Here is a 22,885-nt window from a genome sequence, read left to right as displayed (position 1 = left end):
GCCGTCATGAAATTTACCGACCTATTTGTGCGCCGCCCCGTGCTGGCGCTGGTGATCAGTACCCTGATTTTGATGCTGGGCGTGGTCGCCATCCTGCAGCTGCCGATCCGCCAATATCCGATGCTCGAATCGTCCACCATCACCGTAAAAACCACGTACCCGGGCGCTTCGGCGGAACTGATGCAGGGTTTTGTCACGCAGCCGATCGCGCAAGCCGTGTCGTCGGTGGAAGGCATCGATTATCTGACCTCATCCTCGGTGCAGGGCAGCAGCACGGTCACCGTGCGCATGGAATTGAACCGCGATTCCACGCAGGCGCTGACGGAAGTGATGGCCAAGGTCAACCAGGTGCGCTACAAGCTGCCCGAAGGCGCGTTTGACCCCGTCATCGAGCGCTCGGCCGGCGATTCCTCCGCCGTCGCCTACGTGGGCTTTGCCAGCGAGAGCGTCTCGGCGCCCGCGCTGACCGACTACCTGGCGCGCGTGGTGCAGCCGATGTTCGCCACCATCGACGGCGTGGCGAAAGTCGACGTGTATGGCGGCCAGCAGCTGGCCATGCGTTTGTGGATCGACCCGGCCAAACTGGCGGCGCGCGGCCTGACGGCGGCCGACGTGGCCGACGCCGTGCGGCGCAATAACTACCAGGCGGCACCGGGCAAGGTGAAGGGACAATTCGTCGTTTCCAACATCAGCGTCAACACGGACCTGACCAGCGTGGAACAATTCCGCGACATGGTCATCCGCAAGGGCGGCGATGACAGCGCATCGCTCGTGCGTCTGAAAGACGTGGGCACGGTGGAACTGGGCGCGGCCGCGCTGGAGACGAGCGGCATCATGGATGGCGTGCCGGCCGTGTATCTGGGCCTGTCGCCCACGCCGGGCGGCAACCCGCTGGTGATCGTCGACGGCATCAAAAAACTGCTGCCCGAGATCCAGAAAACCCTGCCGCCCGGCGTGAAGGTGGAGCTGGCGTTCGAGACGGCGCGCTTCATCCAGTCGTCCATCGACGAGGTGGCGCACACGCTGCTCGAAGCGCTGCTGATCGTCGTCATCGTCATCTATTTGTGCATGGGATCCCTGCGCTCGGTGCTGATTCCCGTCGTGACGATACCGCTGTCGATGCTGGGCGCGGCGGCGCTGATGCTGGCCTTCGGCTTCAGCATCAATCTGCTCACCCTGCTGGCGATGGTGCTGGCCGTGGGCCTGGTGGTCGACGACGCCATCGTCGTGGTGGAAAACGTGCACCGGCATATCGAGGAAGGCAAGACGCCCGTGGCGGCCGCGCTGGTCGGCGCGCGCGAAGTGGCCGGCCCCGTGATCGCCATGACGATCACGCTGGCGGCCGTGTATGCGCCGATCGGCATGATGGGGGGGTTGACGGGCGCGCTGTTCAAGGAATTTGCGCTCACTTTGGCCGGCGCCGTGGTGGTGTCGGGCGTGGTGGCGCTGACCCTGTCGCCCGTGATGAGCTCATTGCTGCTGCAACCGAAACAAGCGGAAGGGCGCATGGCGCGCGCCGCCGAGCATTTCTTCGAGGGTTTAACCTCGCGCTATGCGCGCCTGCTGGACCGCTCGCTGCACCACCGCTGGCTCAGTGCCGGTTTCGCCGCGCTGGTGATGGTGAGCCTGCCGTTCCTGTACCTGCTGCCGCAGCGCGAACTGGCGCCAGCGGAAGACCAGGCCAGCGTCTTGACGGCGATCAAGGCGCCGCAGCACGCCAACCTCGATTACGTCGAGCGCTTTTCGTACAAACTCGATGCCATCTACAAAAACATCCCCGAAACGCACTCGCGCTGGATCATCAACGGCGGCGAAGGACCTGCATCGAGCATCGGCGGCATCAACCTGACGCCGTGGGCGGAACGCGCGCGCAACGCGGCCGTCATCCAGGCCGAATTGCAGCACGCCGTGGGCGACGTGGAAGGCACGAGCATCTTCGCCTTCCAGCTGGCGCCCTTGCCCGGGTCGAGCGGCGGCTTGCCCGTGCAGATGGTGCTGCGCAGCGCGCAGGATTACGCCACGCTGTTCCGCACCATGGAAGATGTCAAGCAGCGCGCACGGACAAGCGGCCTGTTTGCCGTCGTCGACAGCGACCTCGATTACAACAACCCCGTGGTGAAAGTGCGCGTGGACCGCTCGAAGGCGAACAGCCTGGGCATCCGCATGCAGGACATCGGCGAATCGCTGGCCGTGCTGGTGGGCGAAAATTATCTGAACCGCTTCGGCATGGATGGCCGCGCCTACGACGTCATCGCGCAAAGCCCGCGCGAACAGAGACTCACGGCGCAAGCCCTGACGCAGCAGTACGTGCGCGCCGACGATGGCAGCCTGCTGCCCCTGTCCGCCGTCGTCTCGGTGAGCGAACAGATCGAGCCGAACATGCTGACGCAGTTCAACCAGCAAAACGCGGCCACTTTCCAGGGCGTGCCGGCGCCCGGCGTGACCCTGGGCGACGCCGTGGCCTTCCTCGACGGCGTGGCGAAAACCCTGCCGCCCGGCTTCAGCTACGACTGGCAATCGGATGCGCGCCAGTTCGCCACGGAGGGCAATGCCCTGTTGCTGGCCTTCCTGGCGGCCGTGATCGTGATTTACCTGGTGCTGGCGGCCCAGTACGAAAGCCTGACGGACCCTTTGATCATCCTGATCACCGTGCCCCTGTCGATTTGCGGCGCCCTGATTCCGCTGGCGCTTGGCTACGCCACCGTCAACATCTACACGCAGATCGGCCTCGTGACCCTGATCGGCTTGATCAGCAAGCACGGCATCCTGATGGTGGAATTTGCCAACGAATTGCAGGTGCATGAACAGCTCGACCGCATCACGGCCATCCGCAAGGCGGCGCAGATCCGCCTGCGCCCGATTTTGATGACGACGGCCGCCATGGTGGTAGGCCTCGTGCCGCTGCTGTTCGCTTCCGGCGCGGGCGCCAACAGCCGCTTCGGCCTGGGCGTCGTGATCGTCTCGGGCATGTTGATCGGCACCTTTTTTACCCTGTTCGTGCTGCCCACCGTGTACACCTTTCTGGCCCGCCGCCACACGGCCGACCATGCCACGCCGCGCGCGCGCGATTTGTCGCAGGCGCTGAAGGAATCCGTATGAAAAATTACCGCTATCTAGCCTTCCTTTTCCCCGTGCTGGCCGGCTGCGCCGTCAGCCCCGCCTACGTCACGCCGGGCACGCCCGCCATCAGCCTGGCCAGCCCGCAGCAGGCGCAATTCGCCCCCGGCGCGGGCGCCGTCAGCGACGCCGCGTGGTGGACGTTTTTCGACGATGCACGGCTGTCGCAGCTGATCGCCAGCGCGCTCGAACACAACCTCGACATCGCCCAGGCGCAGGCGAGTTTGCTGGCCGCGCGCGCCGTCTTCGACGAACGCCGGCTCGACGAACTGCCTGCCGTCACGGGCCAGGCCGGATGGCAGCGCACGGTGCAGCAAAATACGCCCGATAGCCGCGCCGCCAGCGCCAGCACGCGCGTGGGTTTCGACGCGCAATGGGAGATCGACCTGTTCGGCCGCCTGGCGCACATGAGCCGTTCGGCGCAGGCGCGCGCCGATGCGGCGCAGGCCGATTTGCGGCAAGTGCGGCTGACGATCGCCGCCGAGGTGGCGCGCAATTATTACGAGGCCCTGGGTTACCAGCAAAACCTGGCGCTGACCCAGGCGCAGGTGCAAAGCTGGCGCGACACGGTGGCCTTGATCGACGCGCGCATCCGCGCCGGCAGCGGCTTGCCGGAAGAACGCCACAACGCGCTGGCCAACCTGGCGCGCAGCGAGGCAGCCTTGCCGCCGTTGCAGGCGGGCTTGCGCCAGGCGCAGTACCGGCTCGATGTGCTGAGCGGCCAGACGCCCGGCGCCATCGCGCTGGCCACCAAGCCCCAGCAGCAGGCGCCGCTGGCGGGCCAGCTGCCGCTGGGCGACGTGAACCGCCTGATCAAGCAGCGGCCCGACGTGGTGCGCGCCGAGCGCCTGCTGGCCGCTTCCAGCGAAGACGTGGGAGCCGCCACGGCCGACCTGTATCCGCGCCTGAGCCTGGGCGGCTTTCTGGGCTTCTTTGCCTTGCGCGGCAGCGGCGTGTTCGATGGCGGCGCGCGCGCGGTCGAGGTGGCGCCCTCCGTCAGTCATCCGGCCTTCCGTCTGGGCAGCGTCAAGGCACGCTTGCGCGGCACGCAGGCCCAGGCGCAGGGCGCCCTGGCACGCTATGAGCAAGTCCTGCTAACCGCGCAGGAAGACGTGGAAAACGCCGTCACGCAGCTGGCGGAAAACCAGACGCGCCTGGCCTCCCTGCTGGAATCGGCGCGCCATGGCAACGCGGCCCTGGGCATCGCCAGCACGCGCTATGCGGGCGGCGGTGGCAGCTATCAGGCCGTGCTGGAAAACCAGCGCGCCTTGTACGATATCCGGCGCGAAGCGCTGCTGGCGGAAACGGCGTCCTACATCGATGCGATCGCCCTGTACAAGGCGCTGGGATGGGGGCACACTATGTAGCATTTTTTGCTCAGGAGGAGAGGCGATGTTCACGCAAGGCAGCTGGCTGAATCCACCGGAAAACTGGTCCGCCGACGGCGCGCAATTGCGCGTGACGACGGATGCGAACACGGATTTCTGGCGCAAGACGGCGTATGGTTTTATCCGCGACAGCGGCCACTTTTTCGGCACTGAAGTCGACGGCGATTTCACGGCGCAGCTGCACGTGGCGGCGCAGTATTGTGCGCTGTACGACCAGGCCGGCATGATGGTGCGCATCGATGCGGAAAACTGGATCAAGTGCGGCGTCGAATTTTCCGACGGCCAGCTGTTGTTGAGCACCGTACTAACGGCGGACAAATCGGATTGGGCCGTCAGCCTGGCGCCCGCCATGCCGGACGGTTTCTGGCTGCGCGTGACGGTGGAAAAGGGCGCCATCCGGGTGCAGTATTCGCTTGACGGCAAGCTATGGCCGCTGCTGCGCCTGGCGCCGTTTCCCGTGGCGCCGAGCTACCTGGTGGGACCGATGTGCTGCACCCCCGAGCGGAGTGGCCTGGAGGTGGTATTTTCACAGTTTTCCACCGGTCCCGCGCTGCAAAAAGCGTTGCATGATTTAAGCTGATTTTCCAGCATAAAATCACGGCTGTTTATTCGTGCTGGTTGAGCGAGCGGTGCACGTCTTTCGACTCGTTGCGCCCCGGCCTGTCATCGGCCAGCTTGCCCGCTTCGCTGTGCGGCTGCTGGGCCACGCCCTTGACGTGGTCGCGGTGTTCCGGCTGGCCCAGCGTGGGCAGGTTTTCCTGCGCCACGGCGTCGGGCGCGCCCTGCGGCGTGATCACATTGTTCGCCCAGTGGCCGCTGGCGACATTGCCGCTGGCGGGCTTGCCGCCACCCTGGTTGGCGTAGGCGTCGCCCTCCGCTTGCGCGGTAGCGGTCTTGTCGATGCCGCTATTGCGGGCCTGGTTTGCCGGCTTCAAGGGGCTGTCGTTCATCGCGCTTCTCCTGTCCATGGTCGATAAAACTCCATCTTGAACCGACAGTTCCTCCTGCGCAGCCAGCGCGCGGCTTGCCTGTCTGTAGGAAAATGCCACGCTTCTTGCTCCCGTTACACGGCCGCCGGCACCGCCCACGTCTCGTGCAGATGGCGCCACAGCAGGGTGCCGGCAGGCGTTTTTTCATACACGACAGTCGACAGACGCTCGGTGTTTTCCGCGCCGGGCATGGACTGCAACTCACGGTAGGCGACGGTGGCGCCGGCCGCGCTTTCCTGTATCAGAACGATATCCGAAATGCGCATCTGTAAACCCGGACGGCTGCCGCCGGCGCTCCGGAAAAACGCCGTCAAGCCGGCAGCATCGAGCTGCTTGCCACCGGGCGCCACCATCGTGAAATCAGGCGAGAAACGCGCGAGCAAATCAGCGCAATGTTCGGGCGCCGTGGCTGCGCCGGAAAGCCATTCGCGGATCAGCACATGCGTCGATAAAACGTCGTCAAAATAAGGGGTAGATGCATTCATTTTTTGCTTGCTCCATGGTGATGTAAAAGGTCGAGAACAGCGCGGTTGTCGATGCGCAGGCACAGCACCAAAGGCAGCACGCACGACGCGGCAGCCAGGGCAAAGCACCAGTGAAACACCTGCGCCGCGCGCGCATGCAGGGCCGGGTCGTCCAGGCTGGCGATGCCTTGCGCCGCCAGCAAGCCGTTCAGCAGTACGCTGAGCAGCGCCACGCCCAGGCAAAAGCCCAGCTGGCGGTTGATATTCCACACGGCACTGGCCTGGCTCAGTTGCGCGTCGGGCGTGCGCAAAAACGCCGTGCTTTGCGCCGTGCTGCTGCACAAGCCGCCGCCAAAGCCCATCACGGCATACGCGCCGGCCAGCCAGAACAACTGATCGGCCGCCGCCACCCGCAGCAGCATCAGCATGCCCGCCGCCTGCAGCAGGGCGCCGGCGATGAACAGCGGCTGCGGCCCCACGCGGCGGTAGCTTTTGCCGGTCAGCGCAATGGCGCCAAACGAGGCCAGCGCCCACGGCAGCATCAAGGCGCCCGCCGTCGAGGCCGGCATACCCAGCACGCCCTGCAGGTACAGCATGGCCAGCAGGCTCACGCCCATGAAGACGCCCGGCACCAGCAGATACATCAGCATGGCAATGCGCAGCAGCGGCTCGGCGGCCAAGCGCAGGTTCAGCAGCGGCGTCGACTTGCGCAGCGCGCCACGCACATAACCCCACGCGCAGGCGGCGCCCAGCGCCAGCACGCCGGCACCGGCCAGCAACTCACCCGGCGTACCGAGCATGGTCAAGCCCAGCAACAGCAGCAAAATCGCCGTGCTGCCCGCCAGCAGGCCGCCCACGTCGAGACGGGGCACGGCCGCGCGCGGCGGATCGGCACGCAGCCAGCAGGCGGCCAGCAGCAGCGCCAGCGCGGCGAACGGCACGTTCAGGTAAAAAATCGCCCGCCACGACAGGCTGTCGACGATCACGCCGCCCAGCGCCGGCGAGAGGGCGGGCGCCAGCAAGCCCACCAGCATGATGACGGAGGACAGGCCGGGGCGCTCGGCAGGCTGGTACAGCTGGTAGGTCATGCTTTGCCCCAGCGGGATCAGCAAGCCGCCGCCGAGGCCCTGCACGCAGCGCCAGGCGATCAGCGCCTCGATCGACGGCGCCAGGCCGGCGCCGATGCTGGCGCATAAAAAGGTGAGCAACGATGCCATGAACACAGTTTTGCTGCCATAACAGGCAGCCAGCCAGGCGCTGGCGGGAATGACGATGGTCAGGCCGAGGATGTAAGCGGTGCTGATCCACGCCAGCTGCGCCACCGACGCATGCAAGGCATGGCCGATGTCGGGATAGGCAACGCTGGTGATGAACATGTTGATCAGGTCGACGAAAAACCCCAGCAGATAGATGGCCGCGACCTTTTTGCGATAGTCCATGGTGCTCCGAATGGCAAACGGCCAGCTTAAGCGTCCGTCGCCATTTGCGTAACGGGCCAGCCCCGACTACACTGTCAAACCTATTTTGACAAAACCCTGCAAGCCGCATCTTTCTTCTTATCTATGATCAGTCTTGACCGCCTGGGTATTTTTATCGCCATCGTCGACGCCGGTTCGCTGACGGCCGCCGCCGCCGTGCTGGGCCAAAGCAAGGCCGTCGTCAGTTTTAATTTGAAACAGCTGGAGGCGGAACTGGGCGTGTCGCTGCTCACGCGCAGTACGCGCAGCCTGGCGCTGACGGACGTGGGGCGGCGCTTTTACGAGGATTGCCAGCGCGTGCTGAGTGAAGTGCACGGCGCCATTGAGACGGCACGCCAGGGCCAGCAAGGCTTGCGCGGCACCTTGCGCCTGACCACCACCGTCGAATACGGCAGCCGCACGGTGATCCCCGCGCTGATCGCCTTTGCCGCCGCCCATCCGCAACTGCAGATCCAGCATTCGTCGTCGTCGTCGCATGAAGATCTGATCTCGGGCCGCTATGACCTGGCCATCCGCATGGGTTCCCTCAACGATTCGAGCTACCGCGCCGCGCTGATCGAGCCGTACGCGATCTGGCCCGTTGCCTCGCCCGCGTATCTGGCCAGCCTGCCGGCCAAAGGCATCGCCTCCCTGGACGAACTGCAGCGCGCGCGCTGGCTGGCGCACAGCCGGCTCAGCACGCCTTTGCGCTGGGACGTGCAGACACAAGACGGCCCCGCCGCCTTTGCCGTGCAGGACGATGCCGCCATCCATTCCGACTCCGCCTCGGCCCTGCTGGGCTTTGCCCTGGGCGGCTGCGGCGTGGCCCTGCTGCCGCAGTGGCTGGTGGAAGGCGAGGTGCGCGCGGGACGCCTGCGCCGCCTGCTCCCCGACGTCGTCTTCCCGCAGCAGGGCGTGTATGCCGTGTATCCGAACACTCAGCATATTGCGGAAAAGGTGCGCGCCTTTATCGACTTTTTGCGCGCGTTTGTGGGCGCGCCTGACTGAGATTTCACTTCCCCAACATTTGATCAACACAACAATTTCCAAGGGGCAAACGGGCGCCGCTTTCGGTTTGCACGGCCTACACTGGAAGGACGTTGTTCATCGAATGGAGACCATCATGGCACATACATTGGCAGCAGTTTTCGCCCTGCGCGACATGGCCGAGCGCGCCCGGCACGACCTGATCACGGCGGGCTTTCCCAGCGCCAACATCCGCCTGCACGATGCGGGCAGCGACGAATTTTCCGCCACGGAAAATATCCGCCGCGACGACAGCGACAGCCTGCTCGACAACATCAAGCATTTCTTTACCGACCTGTTCGGCAGCCACGCCGACCGCCACATCTATGCGGAAGCCGTGCGGCGCGGCCATGTCGTGCTGACCCTGGAAGGAGCGAGCGATGCCGATATCCAGCGCGCCACCGACCTCGTCGAGCGCTACGCGCCGCTCGACATCGATGCGCACGCCGAGCACTGGCGCGCAGGCGGCTGGCAAGGCGCGCCGCAAGACGACAGCGCGAGGCGCCAGGGTGCCAGCATGCAGTACGGTGCGCCATCGCGGCAGGGCACGTCCGCCGACAATATGAACGAGGCGCCAGGGTCGCAGCAGTTTGCCAGCGACATGGCATCGCCGCCGCCGTCCAGCGCGGGCGCCAACGTGCGCCGCTATCCGGGCGCCGACAACCTGCCCGGCACCAGCTACGACGACGAGCAGTACTACCGCAGCCACTGGAGCGCCACCTATGTCGCCACCGGGGCGCGCTTCGACGACTACGATCCCGCCTACCGCTATGGCCATTCCATGGCCAACAGCGACAGCTACCGGGGCCGCCCATGGGACGAGGTGGAAGCGGACCTGCGTTCCACGTGGGAGCACACATATCCCCAGTCGGCGTGGGACAACTTCAAGGCGGCCATCAAGCATGGCTGGGAACGCGTGACGTCCTGACGCGCTGAGGGGTTTGCGCCCCTCAGCGCCCCTCGTGCGTGAGCTTGAGGAAGTGGTTCAGGATGTGGAAGTGGTCTTCGAAGAATTGCTCTTCCATGGCCGACAGCGAGGCCACGGGCACCCACTGCGCCAGCGCCGCATCGTCGGCCGCCGTCACGGCCGGCAGCTGGCGCGTCTTCAGGTCAAAGTAATGCGCATGCGTGATGGTGCGCCCGCGCTGGCTGCGGTCCGGATGGTCGAACACGGCCACGCCCACCAGCGCCTCGACGAGGGTGGGCGCCAGCACGCCCAGCTGGGTTTCTTCCGCCAGTTCGCGCAGCGCGCCCTGCAGCAGCCGTTCGCGCGGCTCCAGGAAGCCGCCCGGCAAGGCCCACAGGCCCTTGCCCGGATAGCCGCCGCGGCGCACGAGCAGCACGTGGCCGCCCGTCTGCACCAGCGCATCGACGGTCGTGAAGATGGGCGCATACGGCGCCACTTTCCAGCGCGCCTTGTAGGCCTCGATGGCGCGGTATTCCTGCACCAGCGGCGCGTACCACGGCAGCAAGGTCCACGCTTTCAGATACTGGCCGATGGCCGCCGGCAGCAGCTGCGCCACGGCGCTCAGCGACACATCGACGTCTTCCGCTTCGAACAGCACGTTGCGGATGGCCGTCGCGCCGATCGGTGCGCCAGGGTCGATCTCCAGATTGAGTAACTGCCAGTGCGGAAAGTGGTGCAGATAATAACTGGTGGCGTCCTTGAAGCAGGCCACCAGGGCGATGCGCTGCGCCGCAGGCACGGCGCCCGCCACGGCGCGCCGCACGGCGTCGGCCCACAGTCCATCGTCGTAGTAATCGCGCACGGCCACGTAATGCACGCGCGCACGCTGCGCTTCGGGCAGGGTGGCGGCGATCATGGCGGCCCGCTCCTGCCACGTAAACGGGTTTTTAGGACTGCGCGCATGGAAGGCGGAACCGAGCACCACCACCACTTGCGCGGCCGTCGTCAGCGCCTTCTGCAGCAAGCCCGCATGGCCGTTATGAAAAGGCTGGAAACGGCCGATCAGGATGGCCGCGTCGGCGGAATAGGATAAGGTCATGCGTCGTCTCCGGTGGGGTAGTGGGCGGCGATCGGCAATTGACGCCCGCTGCCAAAGGCGCGCGAACGCACGCGGATGATGGGTGCCGCCTGGCGCCGTTTATACTCGTTGCGGGCGACCATGCCGAGGATGCGCGTCACGAGCGCGCGCCCCTCGTCCGTCTCGCGCAGCTGGTCGACCAGACTCAAGGCTTGCGCGCTTTCGGCCGCCGGCAAACGCCGTCCTTCGATATGCCATTTGAGGATTTCATCGAGCACGGGATACGGCGGCAAGCTGTCGGTGTCGCGCTGGCCCGGCGCCAGTTCCGCCGACGGGGGTTTCTCCAGCACGGCCACAGGAATCAGTTCGCGTCCGGCGCTGGCGTTGAGGTGGCGCGACAGGGCGAACACCTCGGTTTTATACAGGTCGCCAATCAAGCCCAGTCCCCCATTCGTGTCGCCGTACAAGGTGCAGTAGCCCACCGAGATTTCGCTCTTGTTGCCGGTGGTGAGCAGCAGGGCGCCGAACGCATTCGAGTATTCCATCAGGATGGTGCCGCGCACCCGCGCCTGCAGGTTTTCCAGCGGCAGTCCCTGCAGCCTGCCATCGAAGGCGGCCGCGTAGCCGGTTTCATACTGCACCACGATGTCGCGGATGGCATGCGTGTGCAGCGCGATGCCGAGATTGGCGCACAGGGCGACGGAGTCGGTGACGGAGCCGGCGCTGGAAAAGACGGACGGCATGGTGATGGCCACGACATTGTCGGCACCGAGCGCCTCGACGGCCAGGGCCAGGGTCAGCGCCGAATCGATGCCGCCCGAGCAGCCGACGACGACTTGCGTAAAGCGGCAGCGGCGCGCGTAGTCGCGCAAGCCGAGCACGATCTGGCGCCGCGCAAATTCGACGGCGGGGATGCCGTCCGGGTCCGGCACGGGAAACGCCGCACCATCGGTACGGGTAAAACGCCCATCGGCAAAGCGCAGCAATGGGAAATCCTCGACGAAGCGGGCCGCCTCGAATTGCACGCCGTCGCCCGGCGAGATGGCGAATGAGGCGCCGTCGAACACGAGCTGATCCTGGCCGCCCACCTGGTTGACGAACAGCAGGGGCAGGTGCACGCGCTGGCAGGCGGCGCCAAACACGGCGTGGCGCTGCGCGCGCTTGCCGATATCGGACGGGCTGGCATTGATGCTGACGATGAGATCGGGCCGCGCCGCGTGCAAGGTTTCAAAAGGGTTGATGGCGTAGGCACGGCCATCGTCGTTCCAGCCATCCTCGCAAATCATGAAACCGACCTTGCAGCCGGCAATCGTCAGCGTGCAGGCGCCGGGCGGGCCCGGCTCGAAATGCCGGCCCTCGTCGAAGATGCCGTAGGTCGGCAGCAGCTGCTTGTAGTACTCGGCGACGATATGCCCGTCGCGGATCGCCAGCAGGGCGTTATAAAGGGGCTTGCCGACGCCGGGGTTGGGCCGCGCCGTGCCGATGACGGTGACCAGCGCCGGCCAGCGCGTGGACGCTTGCAGCAGGGTGTCGAGCGCCTGCTGCAAGCCGCGCAGGAAGGCGGCATCTTCGAACAGGTCGCCCGGGTAGTACGCGCACAGCGACAGTTCGGGGCAGACGAGCAGGTCGGCGCCATCCTCGCTGGCGCGGGCCATGCGCGCGGTAATGGCGGCGACATTGGCGTCGAAGTCGCCCACGGTGGGATTCATCTGGGCGAGGGCGATGGTCAGCATGGCGATCCTTCATTGGTTATGCTTGAAACCACTATCCTGCCTGAAAACGTTTCTGAAGGTACTGATGCAATCGTGCAAGCCTGCCGGTCGCGGCGCTACAAGGTCTTGCGCCAGGCCCGCAAGCGCATGTGCGCATTCGCATACGGCGACGCCGTATTGAACTGGATCATGCGCCCCATCGTGTAATGCGTGTACCAGGGCCGGCCATACAATTGCGCGTCGTCATGCGCGTCGACCAGCGCCAGCAGCTGGTTTTTCGCCTGCTCCAGGCGCTGCAGCAAGTCGTCCATGCCCAGTTCAGCATAGTCGGCATAGAAGCGCTGCGCCAGTTTTCCCAGAGCGTTCCACGTGAAACCTTCAGCGGGAAAGGCGATCTCGTCCATACGCTTGCCGTCGCGCAGCTGGGCGTGCCAGTGCAAGACCAGCTCGTTCCAGCCCACCAGGTAGGCGAGCAGATCGCACACGCTCATGCGCGTGCCTTTCACTTGCCCCTCCAGCACAGGATCGCGCGCCAAGGCCGGCGGCACGCGCGCCAGCTCCTGCGCCAGTTTCGCATACGTGCTGTTGATGGCGGCAATGAGTTCCTGCTTGCTGTTGGGGATCGCCATCATGCCGCCTTCACGACAGGCAAGCCGGCCGCCTGCCAGTCGTCGTAGCCGCTGCCCAAACGGCGCGCCTGCAAACCGTGCTGGCGCAGGGCCGCCACGGCTTGCACGGACAGCACGCAATACGGGCCGCGGCAGTAGGCGGCGATCTCCGCGTTCGCGGGCAGTTCGGCCAGGCGGCGCTGCAAATCTTCCAGAGGAATATTCAGCGCGCCGGGCAAATGGCCGGCGGCAAATTCCTGCGCGGGCCGCACGTCGAGCACGGTGATGCTGGCTTCCTGCATGCGTTCCCGCAGCTCGTCGCCCGTGATCGCTTCCACATGGTCGCCCCGGCCCAGCGCCTGCAACTCGCTGCGCTGGTGCTGCGCATACACGTCCAGCGCAGCGAGCAACTGCATCACAGGGCCGTTGCCGAGCCGGTACAGCACGCGCTTGCCGTCGCGCCGCGCCTGCACGAAACCGGCGCGCCGCAACTGTTGCAAATGCTGCGAGGTGTTGGCTACGGACAAGCCCGTCAACTCGACCAATTGCTCCACCGCATGCTCGCCGTGCGCGATCTGTCCGAGCAGGCGCAAGCGGGGCGCACTGCCTAAAATTTGGGCAAACTCGGCGGGGCCGGTGAGGAGATCGATATCAGCGGTTTTCATTGACACGATGCTAGCACCCTTATAACATTCAAGCAATTACTTGAATGAAAATAGGAGAGACCATGCAAGCACTATGGGTTGACGCGCTGGCCATCGGCGTGGGCGCCACGGCGGTGATGGATGTGTGGGCCGTGGCCTTGAAGCGCTTCTGGTGCATCCCCTCGCTCAATTACACGATGGTGGGGCGCTGGCTCGGCCATCTGCCGCGCGGCACGTTACGCCACACGGCCATCGGCCAGGCGGCGCCCGTGCGCGATGAAGCCGTGCTGGGCTGGACGGCGCACTATGCGATCGGCGTGCTGTTCGCGGCCGTGCTGCTGGCGCTGGCAGGTCAGGAGTGGGTGCAGGCGCCGACCTTCGCGCCGGCCCTGCTGGCCGGTGTGCTGAGTGTGGCGGCGCCGTTCTGCATCTTGCAGCCGGGCATGGGCGCCGGCCTGGCCGCCAGCAAGACGCCGCACCCGAGCGCCGCCCGCCTGCGCAGCCTGATGGCGCACCTGGTTTTCGGCATCGGCCTGTACCTGGCGGCGCTGCTATGGTCGACTATCCGCTGACTTGCTGCTAACTAGCTCGTCAACGGCGGCACAGGCGTCGGTGCAGCCGTGGGGGCCGGCGCCACGGCCGACATGACCGGCGCCTCGGGCTGCGCCGGCAAGGTGCTCAGCACCATCGTGCTGGGCTTGGCGATCGCGATCTGCGCGTCGGCCAGGCGCTTGAGCAGCTCGAACAGCAGGGCACTGCGGATGCCCGACGTCAGGCGCGGCGACGAGGCATAGCCGGTGGCGTTAAACAGCAACAAGCCATTGTCGATGCCGTCCAGCTGCACGCTGGGCGCCGGCGTGTCAAGCACGTCGGGATTGTCGACAAAGGCGGACAGGATCAGCGCGCGCGCCGCCTGCGCATCCGTGCCCAGCGGCAGCGGCAGCTTGACTTGCACCAGGCCCAGCGGATTGGCCAGCGTGACATTGCGCACCGTCTTGGTGATGAATTCCGAGTTCGGCACGATCACCGTGGAACGGTCGCCCAATTGGATTTCCGTGGCGCGCACATTGATGCGGCGGATATCGCCCTCCACGCCGCCGAGCGAGACCCAGTCGCCCACTTTCACAGGGCGCTCGGCCAGCAGGATCAAGCCGGAAACGAAGTTCTGCACCACCGCCTGCAAGCCGAAACCAATACCCACCGACAAGGCCGACGCCACCCATGCGACGCGTTCCAGGCCGATGCCGGCCGCCGACAGGGCCAGCGCCACGGCCAGCACGCCGCCGATGTAGCCGAACAGGGTGATGAACGATACTTGCATGCCGGTATCGAGATTGGTGGTTGGCAAATAACTGTTTTGCAGCCAGCGCTTGAACAGGCCCAGCGCGATAAAGCCGACGACCAGCACCAGCAGCGCCTGGATCATGGCGGCCGGGCGGATCGCCACCTCGCCGATGGCCAGGCCATCCTGCAGCTTGCCCACGCGCTGGAACAGCTCGCCCGGGCCTTCGCCGAACGGCGCCAGCAGCAGCATCAGGGCCAGCAGCACGACAATGGCGCGGCCGATGCCCGACAACAGCACGGCCGCCTGGTCGCGCGCCTTGGGCGTGGCCAGCACAGGATGGGCGGCGTCCGGCGGCGGCGGGGTCGAGGCCAGCAGCATGCAGATATCGTCGACCAGCACCGTCAGCAGATAGGTGCTGCACAGCACCACGATGACCCAGGCGATTTGCTTGGCAATAAAGCTGCCGAATGCCACATAGCCAACCAGCAAGCTGATGACGCTGGATGCCAGCGCCAGCCACAGCAGCACCGTGACGCAGCGCAGCCACAGCGGCGTGACCAGGGTGGTGGGATCGGCCTCGCGCAACTGGCGCCAGCAACGTTCGGCGCGCATCAGGCCGTAGGCGATGGTCGTGCTCATCACCAGGGCGACGATGCAGTTGACGGCCACGGCCGTCGACAGGCCCGCATTGATGACGATGGTGACCCGTTCCGTGGCCCATACGAGCACGACGATGAAGGAAAACATCGAGGGAAAGTTGCGCATGCGGTGCGCCAGCGCATCGGGCAGGGGCAGCAAGCGCCACGATACACGGCGTGGCGACAGCAGCGCGTGGCCGAGCCCTGCCGTAAAGCCGGCAAAACAGATGATGCCGATCAAGCTGCTGAGGAAAGTCGAGGTTTTTTCGGACAGACCGCCATCCCAGCGCAGCCCCATGGCCAGCAATTCGGCCACCAGGCCCGGCGTGGCCGCCGCCAGCACCAGCACGGCCAGCGCATGCAGCGAACGGCGCAAACGGCCATGCGGCACGCGCGTGGCCGTGATCACCAGCAGATAGCGCGAAGCCCAGACGCTGACGCCGAACACGGCCACGATGCTGGCCAGCAAGCCACCCCAGGCCGACCACGGCGTGGCGCTTGCCGCGTTCGTCAATTCCAGCTCCAGCGCCCGCAGGCGCTGCAGATTCTGCGGCAATTCCGCATGCAGTTGCTTCCAGAACGAAGCGGCCAGTATCGATGCCGTGCGTTCACCCAGGCGCGCCTGCAACTGCGCGCGGCGCACCGTCGACACTTGCTCCGACGCCTGCGTCGCTTCCACAGCCAGCAAGCGCGCCAATTTCACCTGCGCATCGAGCGCGCTGCTGGTGCGGTCCAGCTGGCTGCGCTGGGCCGCCACGTCGGGGGCGTCTTTCGTGCCCGCCGCCGGCTTGCCCAGCTCGGCAAGCCGCGCCTGCACGCTCGATAGCGTGGGCACGAGCGCATCGGCCACCTTGTCGGCCTCGGCGCTGGCCGCCAGCGCATCGGCGCGCATCTGCGACAGGGTCGCGTCATCGAGTTCCGCCTCGCCATCGAGCGCCTTCTGGATGGTGGTAATTTGCTTGCGCAAGCCATCGAGGCGCTGGTCGGCCGTGGCCGCATCGTCGACCGGTTGCGACCAGGCGGAGGAGGGGGACAAGGAACAGGCCAGCAGCAGGCTCAAGAGCAGCGGCAGAAGCCAGCCGCGCCAGTGCGGGCGCGCGGCGCGGGGAAGGGGGGTACGAAAAGAAATCATGCAGTCCTAGGGCCAGGTGAGACGGTGGTATCCAGACGCCATCGTAGCGGCGGGCGCGGCGGTGCAATGCCGGCACACGGCGGGAACGACGGGAAGTACGGGAGTTGCTTAACTGTACGGCAAACAATGACAGACTAGCGCACTCCTGCGATGGATGACGGATATTTTCGTGCGGCAAGCAGAAACCGGCGCCGGTTTGCAAGCCATCCGCGGCCGCCGTCCGCGCAAACACGCCAGCGTCCCTGTCGCGCGCAGGCAGCGCCCGGCGGGACGGCAGTGGCCACGGCGCTTGATAACAGAAATTTCCTCAAGACAATATATTCAATTATTGCTAAAATATTAAATTGTTAAATTATTCTGCAGAGAGACCAGAGCACCCATGACATTGCCAGTAAATCAAGCCGCGCAACATTTACGCGCCGCCATTCGCGAGGCCACCGCGGGCCTGGTCGATCGCGAACAACTGGCCGAACTGATGATCCTGGCGGCCGTGGCAAGGGAACATTTGCTGGTGATTGGTCCCCCCGGCACGGCGAAGAGTGCGGTGGTACGCCGCGTGGCGCAGAGCCTGGGCGGACAGTATTTCGAATATCTGCTGGGCCGTTTCACGGAGCCATCCGAGCTGTTCGGCCCCGTCAACCTGAGCAAGCTGCGCGTGGGTCAAGTGGAAACAGATATCGCCGGCATGCTGCCCGAAGCGGAAGTCGCCTTCCTCGACGAAGTGTTCCTTGGCTCGACCGCCATCCTCAATACCTTGCTGGGACTGCTGAACGAACGCCAGTTCCGCCGCGGCCATACGCGCATAGAGTGCCCGCTGCGGGTCTGTGTCGGCGCCGCCAACGCGCTCCCCGAGGATGAGGGCCTGGCGGCGTTCGCCGACCGCTTCCTGCTACACGTGTTCGTCGAGCCGGTGCCCGACAACCGCCTGGAGGATCTGCTGGCAGGCGGCTGGGCAGCCGGCCAGCACCAGGTGGCGGCCATGCTCGACCTGTCCACTCTTGACGTGCTGAACCTGGCGGTGCCGCACGTCGACATGGAGGGCGTGCGGCTGGCGCTGGCGCAGGCGATCCGCCTGCTGCGCCAGGCCCAGGTCCAGCTGTCGGACCGGCGCATCGTCAAGGCGCAGCAGCTGATCGCCGCGGCGGCCGTGCTGGCCGGCCGCACGGCCGCCACGCGCGCCGACCTGTGGCCGCTGCTGTACGTGATACCGACGGCCGCAGGCCAGCGCAGTGCGCGCGAAATCCTGCGCGAGCTGCTGGCCGACGCCAGCCATCCGCTGTTGCACGCCGTGGTCGAACAAGCGGCGCAGCAGCCGATGGCGCGCCTGGCGCGCCTGGCCGAAAGCGCCGACCTGCTGCTGGCGAACACGGGCGCCGCCGATGCCCGCCCGCGCATCGAGGCGCTGCTGCGCGAAATCGATGCCAATTTCGATGCCGCGCAACTGCCGGAGCCACTGCTGCAGCGCCGCCAGCAGCTGGTCGCCGTGGCGAGCAACGCCTGATGCAGGCAATGGCATGGCAAGCGCGCGCCACGGCGCTGGCGCCGGCTGGCATGGTCGTGCCCGCCGCGCTGGCCACCGCGCTGCTGGCGCGCATGCGCACCGGCAAGCCGTTGCCGGCCTTGTCGGCCTTGTCGGCGGTGGCGACGCGCGACCTGCTGGTGCTGCTGGGCGCGAACGATGCGCTGCCATGGGTCGACGGCGCGCGCTACTGCGCTCCGCATCCGCAGGCCCCCAATCTATGGACGCCCACGCATCTGGAACCGGCGCTGCCGGTCGACCTGGTGCAAACCAATCTGCTCGCGCGCGCCGGCAGCAGCCCGGTACTGCTGTGGCACGCGCCGGAACTGCTGCTGCCGCTGGCCGCGGCACAGGCGCTGACGCCGTCCCTGCTGGACTGGCTGGCCGGGGAGCTGGCATGAACTCGCTGCCGACCGCACTTGAGCCGTGGGCGCCGTGGCTCACGCTGTTTCCGCCCGACCTGGCGCCCGCCGTCGGCGCGCTGCTGCTGCGCCTGCATCCGCTGGTCGGCAAACTCAGTACCGCCACCTTGCAGCGCGGCGCCGAACCGGCCGGCATCGGCAATATCGTGCGGCGCGGCCATTACGAGCGCCTCCTGATGACGCAGTGGGTATATGCCGACGCCGAGCCGGACGAATTCCTGCGCCGCGCCGCCGGCGGCGAGCTGCTGTTCAACGGCCCCGAACCGGCGGTGCACCAGCGCTCGCTGCGCAGCGTGGAGCTGTTCGACGCGGGATCATCGCAGCTGGGCGAGCCGCGTCTGGCGCACCTGGCGTTGTTCATTTTGCTGGCGCGCCGCGCACAACAGGCTGGCGCCCAGTTCATCTGGGGCATCTGGCAGCGGCCGGGGGTGGTGCACGAAGACACCGGGCTGGAAGCGATGCGCAGGCTGATCCAGTCGCGCACCCTGCTCGCAGCACCCGCTGACGTGAGCGCGCAGTGGCAAACCAGGCTTGGCAACGACCTGGCCGACTGCTGGCTGATCGGCGTTGCCGGCGAGGGCCCCTGGCAGGCCCGCGAACGGGTGGCGATCCGCCGCGCACTCGGCGGCAACCACCTGAATGTCAGCCTGCGGCAGCGGCATGACTACCGTACGCTGCAGCTGGAACTGCCCGACGCGCCGACAGGCGTGCGCTTGCTGCGAAAACCGTTTGCGCCGCGCGCGCCAGCGGGCGTGATCCACCATCGGGGCCACATGCCATCCCGCGCACAGGCGCCGCGCTTCGCCAGTGGCGGCCACCTTGTCTGCGTGCCGCAACTCCATGGCGGTGCGGTCGTCTATCAGGTGCCGCCATCGGCGTCCGCCAAGCAGGGCAAGCCGCGCGTCATCGCCGCGCCGAAGCATGGCGCCATCCTTGCCGCAGGCGTCTTCAAGCCGGCGCTGTCCTGTATCACTTCGGCCGGCGGGACGCTGGCTTTTCACAACTTTCCCGGACCGCTGTTTTCCAGCAAACCGGTCGTGTGCGACCGGCCGCCGCGCGAACAATTCCACGCACCACCCGGCATGGGGCGATGGCTGCAAATGTTCTATCTGCTGGCGCACCACACCGTCCAGCGCCACGGACACATCGTTGTGCTCGATACCAAAAGACGGCTGGTCTGCTGGCAGGCCGCCCCGGCGGCATCGCACAAGGAAGCCTCCACGGTGTCCTTCCGCCTGGTGCTCGATGACGTGATCGGTGCGGATCAGCTGGGCGACTCGCTGTATATCGCCTGTGCCGATGGCGATGGCGTGCAGCTGTATCACTGGCACCGCCAGAATGCCACCCCGCACAAGATGCAACGGATCGCGCAACAAGGCAGCAGGCTGCTGCATGGCGCCTTGACAGGCGAGCATGCCGGCCACAGCGGCAACCTGCTGGCGATCAACACCGGCACGAGCCGCTGGTGGGTCGGCAGTCACGCCAAGGGCGAGCTGATGGACATCGACGACAAGGCCAGCATACTGGGCGTGGCCATCAGCCAGAAAAACCCCCATCCCGGCCTGGTGGTGCTGCATCCGGGCCGCCGCCGCATCGAATTGCGGGTCGGCGCGCAGCGCTACGAACTGGCGACCTCGCCAGAACCGATACAGCAAGCCAGCATGGACCCGGCCAGCGCGCGCATCGCCTGGATCACGGCCAAGAGCAGTACCCTCGTCGTGCGCCATATCGATGGCGAGCAGCCGCTGCTGCAAATTTCCTGCGATCGAGACATTGATGAGTCATAAAGTACGCCGCCCCCTGCATGATGGCATGCAGCTGGTGCATGCGCTGTGGTTCGACTTGGCCCTGCTGGGCGAGGCCGAGGCGCGCCGCCGCGTGCTGCGGCACTGGGCGCCGGGCGCGCGCCTGCACGCGGTGCACGAGGGATTCCTGCTGTTGCTGGCGACGCCGCGCTACGGCCAGTGCGCCGCGCTGGACGGCCTGCCGCTGTGCGAACAGGACGGTATCCTCAGCAGCGCGCCGCTGGCGGCGGACGAACGGGCGGCCACGCCCCCGTCCGGCATCTGGCTGGTCCGCGCGGCACAGGCGCAATTGATCAGCCTTGCGGCGGCGCCGCGTATCGATCCGGCCGCGTGGCTCGACCTGGGCGCGATTGCCCTGCATGCACCGCTGCGGCCGCCGCCAGTCGCGGTCACTGCCACCGGCACGGCCCTGCTGGAAACCTTGCCCGTGCGCGACATTTTCGCCGGCGCACTGGCAGCGCCCAGTGCCAAACGCGAAGCGTTCCTGCGCCAGATGGACAAGGCGCAGCACGGCGGCAACGCTGCGCGGCGCGGCGCCGGTATCGCGCTGGCGGTGGCAGGCGTGGCGGCCACCGTGCTGGGTGCCATACCGCTGGGCTTGATCAAGCTGTTCGGCGGCGGCAAGCAGGCCGCCGCCGAACAAGCGAAAGACGGCCGGCAACAGGCACCGCCATCGGCGCTGCAGCAGCGCCTGGCCGCACTGGCGGCCCGGCTGGCGATCATGACGCGCGCCTCGAAGGTGATCGGCTGGCAACAGGCCGCCTATCTGCGCAAGATGATGGCTCTGCTGGACCAGGGCGACGTGCAGGAAGCGCTGCGCCATGCGATCCCGCTCGACAGCCTGTCGCCAGCGCGCCGTCCCGCCTTCGGCACGCCGCGTCCGCGCACCAGCCTGGAAATCTCCGGCCCCGGCCAGGCCGGCACCTCCATCAGCATCGGCGGCGAGCTGGAGCAGTACTTGCGCAGTACTTACCGCGCCACCTTCGAGCGGCTCGATCGTCAAGGCAGGATCGACGAAGCCACCTACGTGCTGGCGGAACTGCTCAAATGCGGTGACGAGGCGGTCGACTACCTGGAGAAAAAGGGCCGCATCAAGCAAGCGGCACAACTGGCGGAAACCATGGAACTGGCGCCGGAAGTCGCCGTGCGCCTGTGGTGCATGGCGGGCGACGTCGAACGCGCGGTGAAGCTGGCCCGGCTCGGCCAGGCATTCGCTGCGGCGGTCCAGCTGCTGGAACGGCGCCAGAGCCCGCAAGCAGCGGCGATGCGCCTGCTGTGGGCCGAGGATCTGGCCTGGCGCGGCCAGCTGAGCGAAGCGGCGGAAGCCATCTGGCCATTGCCGGATCAGCGCGACAAGGCGCTGGCATGGCTGCTGGAAGGCGAACGCACGGGCGGCGCGCTGGGCATGCGGGCGCTCCTCAAAAAGATGGCCTTGCTGCCCGCCAGCCTGGCCGACAGCGAAGCGGCCGTGCTGCAGCTGCTTGACGACGACAGCGACGACGGCGCGCAGCAACGCAGGCGTCTGGCCACGGAATTGCTGGCGCTGTCGCCGCATTCGCCGGCCACCCGGCGCGTGGCGGCGGCGCTCCTGCGCCCCCTGCTGGCCGACCGCATGGCCACACGTATCGATGTCGACAAGAAATCACTGAGCAAGCTGCTGGCACTGTCCCAGGACACCGTCCTGCAAGCCGACCTGCCAGCACTGACAGTGCCGCAGATGGAGCAGTCCCATGCGCTGAGCAAGCGCTACGAACCCTTGCGCGTGCACCTGGCCGAACGCGGTTTGCTGACCATCCATGATGCGCGCCGCCTGCCGGACGGCCATTACCTTCTGGCGCTGGGCGAGGGCGGCATGGTGCGCATCGACCGGCACGGCCGGCAACTGGCGCAATTTTCTGTACCGGCGACGCGGCTGGTGATGGCGGCCGGCGGACAGCGTGCGCTGGCGCTGGTGCAGCGCGACAGCCTGTGGCGCGTCAGCCGCCTCGACCTGATCGCGCGCAAGGTATCGGACTGGATCATCGAACCGCTGCGCTTCTGGGCCGACAACTATGACGGCCTGGTGTGGAACGCGGTGATCGGCAACTGCCTCGTCGCCATCGACACCAGCAAGGACCAGCTGGCCGTGAGCTGGCAAGTGGCCGACTTGCCAGGGCAGGTGATCGCCTTCCAGGAAGAACGCGGCTCGCAAACCTTGCTGCTGGCGTCGGCAAACGACCTCCAGCAATGGCGCTATGCATTGCCCGCGCGGCGCCTGCTGCAGCGCGACAGCTTCCCGCCGCCAAGCGATGACGTGCTGGCGTTGCTGCCGCATGGCATGCGCGACGCGCCAACCCTGGTGCGTGCCATGCGCGAAGAAGGAGCGATATCTCTGCAAGTGCATCACGGCGGCGCCACCGCGCCGATCACGCTGACATTGCGCGTCATTCGCTCCGCTCCCGAGCTGAGCCAGACCGCAGGGTTGCTGCTGCTGCGCAGCTATCCCGACGACGGCACTACCCTGGAATGCCTGGTGGCCGATGGCAAGACGGGCGCCACCTTAGCGCAATTGCGGCTCGACGAGTGCCAGGCGGCACGCGTGCATGTCAATGACGATCACCTGCTGCTATTCGACGCTGCTGGCCGACTGGTCGATATCGACTGCGAAAGCAGCCAGGTGCATACCTTGACGCTCGCGTAGGTGCGTGGCGGGGT

The 22,885-nt window shown here is 66.6% G+C and carries 18 protein-coding genes; 10 read left to right on the top strand and 8 right to left on the bottom strand.

What is annotated here, in order from left to right:
- The first annotated feature begins 6 nt into the window (after positions 1 to 6).
- From CBW66_RS06485 to CBW66_RS06475, 3 genes are read left to right on the top strand one after another with little or no spacing between them, the layout of a single operon-like run.
- Positions 7 to 3,099 carry a MexW/MexI family multidrug efflux RND transporter permease subunit gene (locus tag CBW66_RS06485; RefSeq protein ID WP_086137384.1) on the top strand — a complete coding sequence of 1,031 codons (3,093 nt, stop codon included), beginning with the start codon at positions 7 to 9 and terminating at the stop codon, positions 3,097 to 3,099.
- Positions 3,096 to 4,484, top strand: a complete 1,389-nt coding sequence (locus tag CBW66_RS06480; RefSeq protein WP_086137383.1) for an efflux transporter outer membrane subunit — start codon at positions 3,096 to 3,098, stop codon at positions 4,482 to 4,484. Before CBW66_RS06485 ends, CBW66_RS06480 begins: the two co-directional genes overlap by 4 nt.
- Positions 4,485 to 4,509: 25 nt before the next feature.
- Positions 4,510 to 5,085, top strand: coding sequence for a DUF1349 domain-containing protein (locus CBW66_RS06475; RefSeq protein WP_086137382.1), 576 nt, complete (start codon positions 4,510 to 4,512; stop codon positions 5,083 to 5,085).
- Between the two features lie 25 nt (positions 5,086 to 5,110).
- Here CBW66_RS06475 and CBW66_RS06470 read toward each other — a convergent pair whose 3' ends face one another.
- The 3 genes from CBW66_RS06470 to CBW66_RS06460 form a co-directional block, all read right to left on the bottom strand.
- Entirely contained in the window at positions 5,111 to 5,455 is a 345-nt protein-coding gene (locus CBW66_RS06470; protein WP_086137381.1) for a hypothetical protein, read from the bottom strand.
- 113 nt (positions 5,456 to 5,568) lie between these two features.
- On the bottom strand, positions 5,569 to 5,979 hold the full coding sequence (locus CBW66_RS06465) for a hypothetical protein (protein WP_086137380.1): 411 nt from the start codon (positions 5,977 to 5,979) through the stop codon (positions 5,569 to 5,571).
- Positions 5,976 to 7,397, bottom strand: coding sequence for an MFS transporter (locus CBW66_RS06460; RefSeq protein ID WP_086137379.1), 1,422 nt, complete (start codon positions 7,395 to 7,397; stop codon positions 5,976 to 5,978). Before CBW66_RS06460 ends, CBW66_RS06465 begins: the two co-directional genes overlap by 4 nt.
- Positions 7,398 to 7,520: 123 nt before the next feature.
- Here CBW66_RS06460 and CBW66_RS06455 point away from each other — a divergent pair, with 123 nt between their 5' ends.
- Both CBW66_RS06455 and CBW66_RS06450 read left to right on the top strand, forming a co-directional pair.
- Positions 7,521 to 8,423, top strand: coding sequence for a LysR family transcriptional regulator (locus CBW66_RS06455; protein ID WP_086137378.1), 903 nt, complete (start codon positions 7,521 to 7,523; stop codon positions 8,421 to 8,423).
- Positions 8,424 to 8,538: 115 nt separating this feature from the next.
- Positions 8,539 to 9,369, top strand: coding sequence for a hypothetical protein (locus tag CBW66_RS06450; protein WP_139841589.1), 831 nt, complete (start codon positions 8,539 to 8,541; stop codon positions 9,367 to 9,369).
- Between the two features lie 22 nt (positions 9,370 to 9,391).
- Here CBW66_RS06450 and CBW66_RS06445 read toward each other — a convergent pair whose 3' ends face one another.
- The 4 genes from CBW66_RS06445 to CBW66_RS06430 form a co-directional block, all read right to left on the bottom strand.
- A complete protein-coding gene (locus tag CBW66_RS06445) occupies positions 9,392 to 10,447 on the bottom strand; it encodes a bifunctional nicotinamide-nucleotide adenylyltransferase/Nudix hydroxylase (RefSeq protein ID WP_086137376.1) in 1,056 nt (351 codons plus the stop codon).
- Positions 10,444 to 12,159, bottom strand: coding sequence for an NAD+ synthase (locus CBW66_RS06440; RefSeq protein WP_086137375.1), 1,716 nt, complete (start codon positions 12,157 to 12,159; stop codon positions 10,444 to 10,446). Before CBW66_RS06440 ends, CBW66_RS06445 begins: the two co-directional genes overlap by 4 nt.
- Positions 12,160 to 12,254: 95 nt before the next feature.
- Positions 12,255 to 12,770: a ClbS/DfsB family four-helix bundle protein gene (locus CBW66_RS06435; protein WP_276206272.1), complete on the bottom strand. Its 516-nt coding sequence runs from the start codon at positions 12,768 to 12,770 to the stop codon at positions 12,255 to 12,257.
- Positions 12,767 to 13,411, bottom strand: a complete 645-nt coding sequence (locus tag CBW66_RS06430; protein ID WP_086137374.1) for a metalloregulator ArsR/SmtB family transcription factor — start codon at positions 13,409 to 13,411, stop codon at positions 12,767 to 12,769. The genes CBW66_RS06435 and CBW66_RS06430 overlap by 4 nt, the downstream gene beginning before the upstream one ends.
- Before the next feature lie 62 nt (positions 13,412 to 13,473).
- On the opposite strand from CBW66_RS06430, the gene CBW66_RS06425 reads away from it, so the two are divergent.
- On the top strand, positions 13,474 to 13,962 hold the full coding sequence (locus CBW66_RS06425; protein WP_086137373.1) for a DUF2938 domain-containing protein: 489 nt from the start codon (positions 13,474 to 13,476) through the stop codon (positions 13,960 to 13,962).
- A gap of 11 nt (positions 13,963 to 13,973) precedes the next feature.
- Here the strand turns inward: CBW66_RS06425 and CBW66_RS06420 are convergent, their stop codons facing one another.
- On the bottom strand, positions 13,974 to 16,445 hold the full coding sequence (locus tag CBW66_RS06420) for a DUF3772 domain-containing protein (protein ID WP_230492183.1): 2,472 nt from the start codon (positions 16,443 to 16,445) through the stop codon (positions 13,974 to 13,976).
- 379 nt (positions 16,446 to 16,824) lie between these two features.
- Here CBW66_RS06420 and CBW66_RS06415 point away from each other — a divergent pair, with 379 nt between their 5' ends.
- Genes CBW66_RS06415 through CBW66_RS06400 form a run of 4 tightly spaced genes read left to right on the top strand, consistent with a single transcriptional unit; the run spans position 16,825 to position 22,871 of the window.
- Positions 16,825 to 17,946 carry an AAA family ATPase gene (locus CBW66_RS06415; RefSeq protein ID WP_086137372.1) on the top strand — a complete coding sequence of 374 codons (1,122 nt, stop codon included), beginning with the start codon at positions 16,825 to 16,827 and terminating at the stop codon, positions 17,944 to 17,946.
- Positions 17,946 to 18,365, top strand: coding sequence for a hypothetical protein (locus CBW66_RS06410; RefSeq protein ID WP_086137371.1), 420 nt, complete (start codon positions 17,946 to 17,948; stop codon positions 18,363 to 18,365). The genes CBW66_RS06415 and CBW66_RS06410 overlap by 1 nt, the downstream gene beginning before the upstream one ends.
- The gene (locus tag CBW66_RS06405) at positions 18,362 to 20,173 is read left to right on the top strand and encodes a hypothetical protein (RefSeq protein ID WP_086137370.1); all 1,812 of its coding nucleotides are present in this window, start codon (positions 18,362 to 18,364) and stop codon (positions 20,171 to 20,173) included. Before CBW66_RS06410 ends, CBW66_RS06405 begins: the two co-directional genes overlap by 4 nt.
- On the top strand, positions 20,163 to 22,871 hold the full coding sequence (locus CBW66_RS06400) for a bpX6 domain-containing protein (RefSeq protein ID WP_139841588.1): 2,709 nt from the start codon (positions 20,163 to 20,165) through the stop codon (positions 22,869 to 22,871). The genes CBW66_RS06405 and CBW66_RS06400 overlap by 11 nt, the downstream gene beginning before the upstream one ends.
- Positions 22,872 to 22,885 lie beyond the last annotated feature (14 nt).

The sequence above is a fragment of the Janthinobacterium sp. GW456P genome (genome assembly GCF_002127655.1).
Taxonomy (GTDB): Bacteria; Pseudomonadota; Gammaproteobacteria; order Burkholderiales; family Burkholderiaceae_D; genus Janthinobacterium.
Note: the sequence above shows the minus strand (reverse complement) of the source record. Positions and strands in the feature narration are given on the sequence as shown.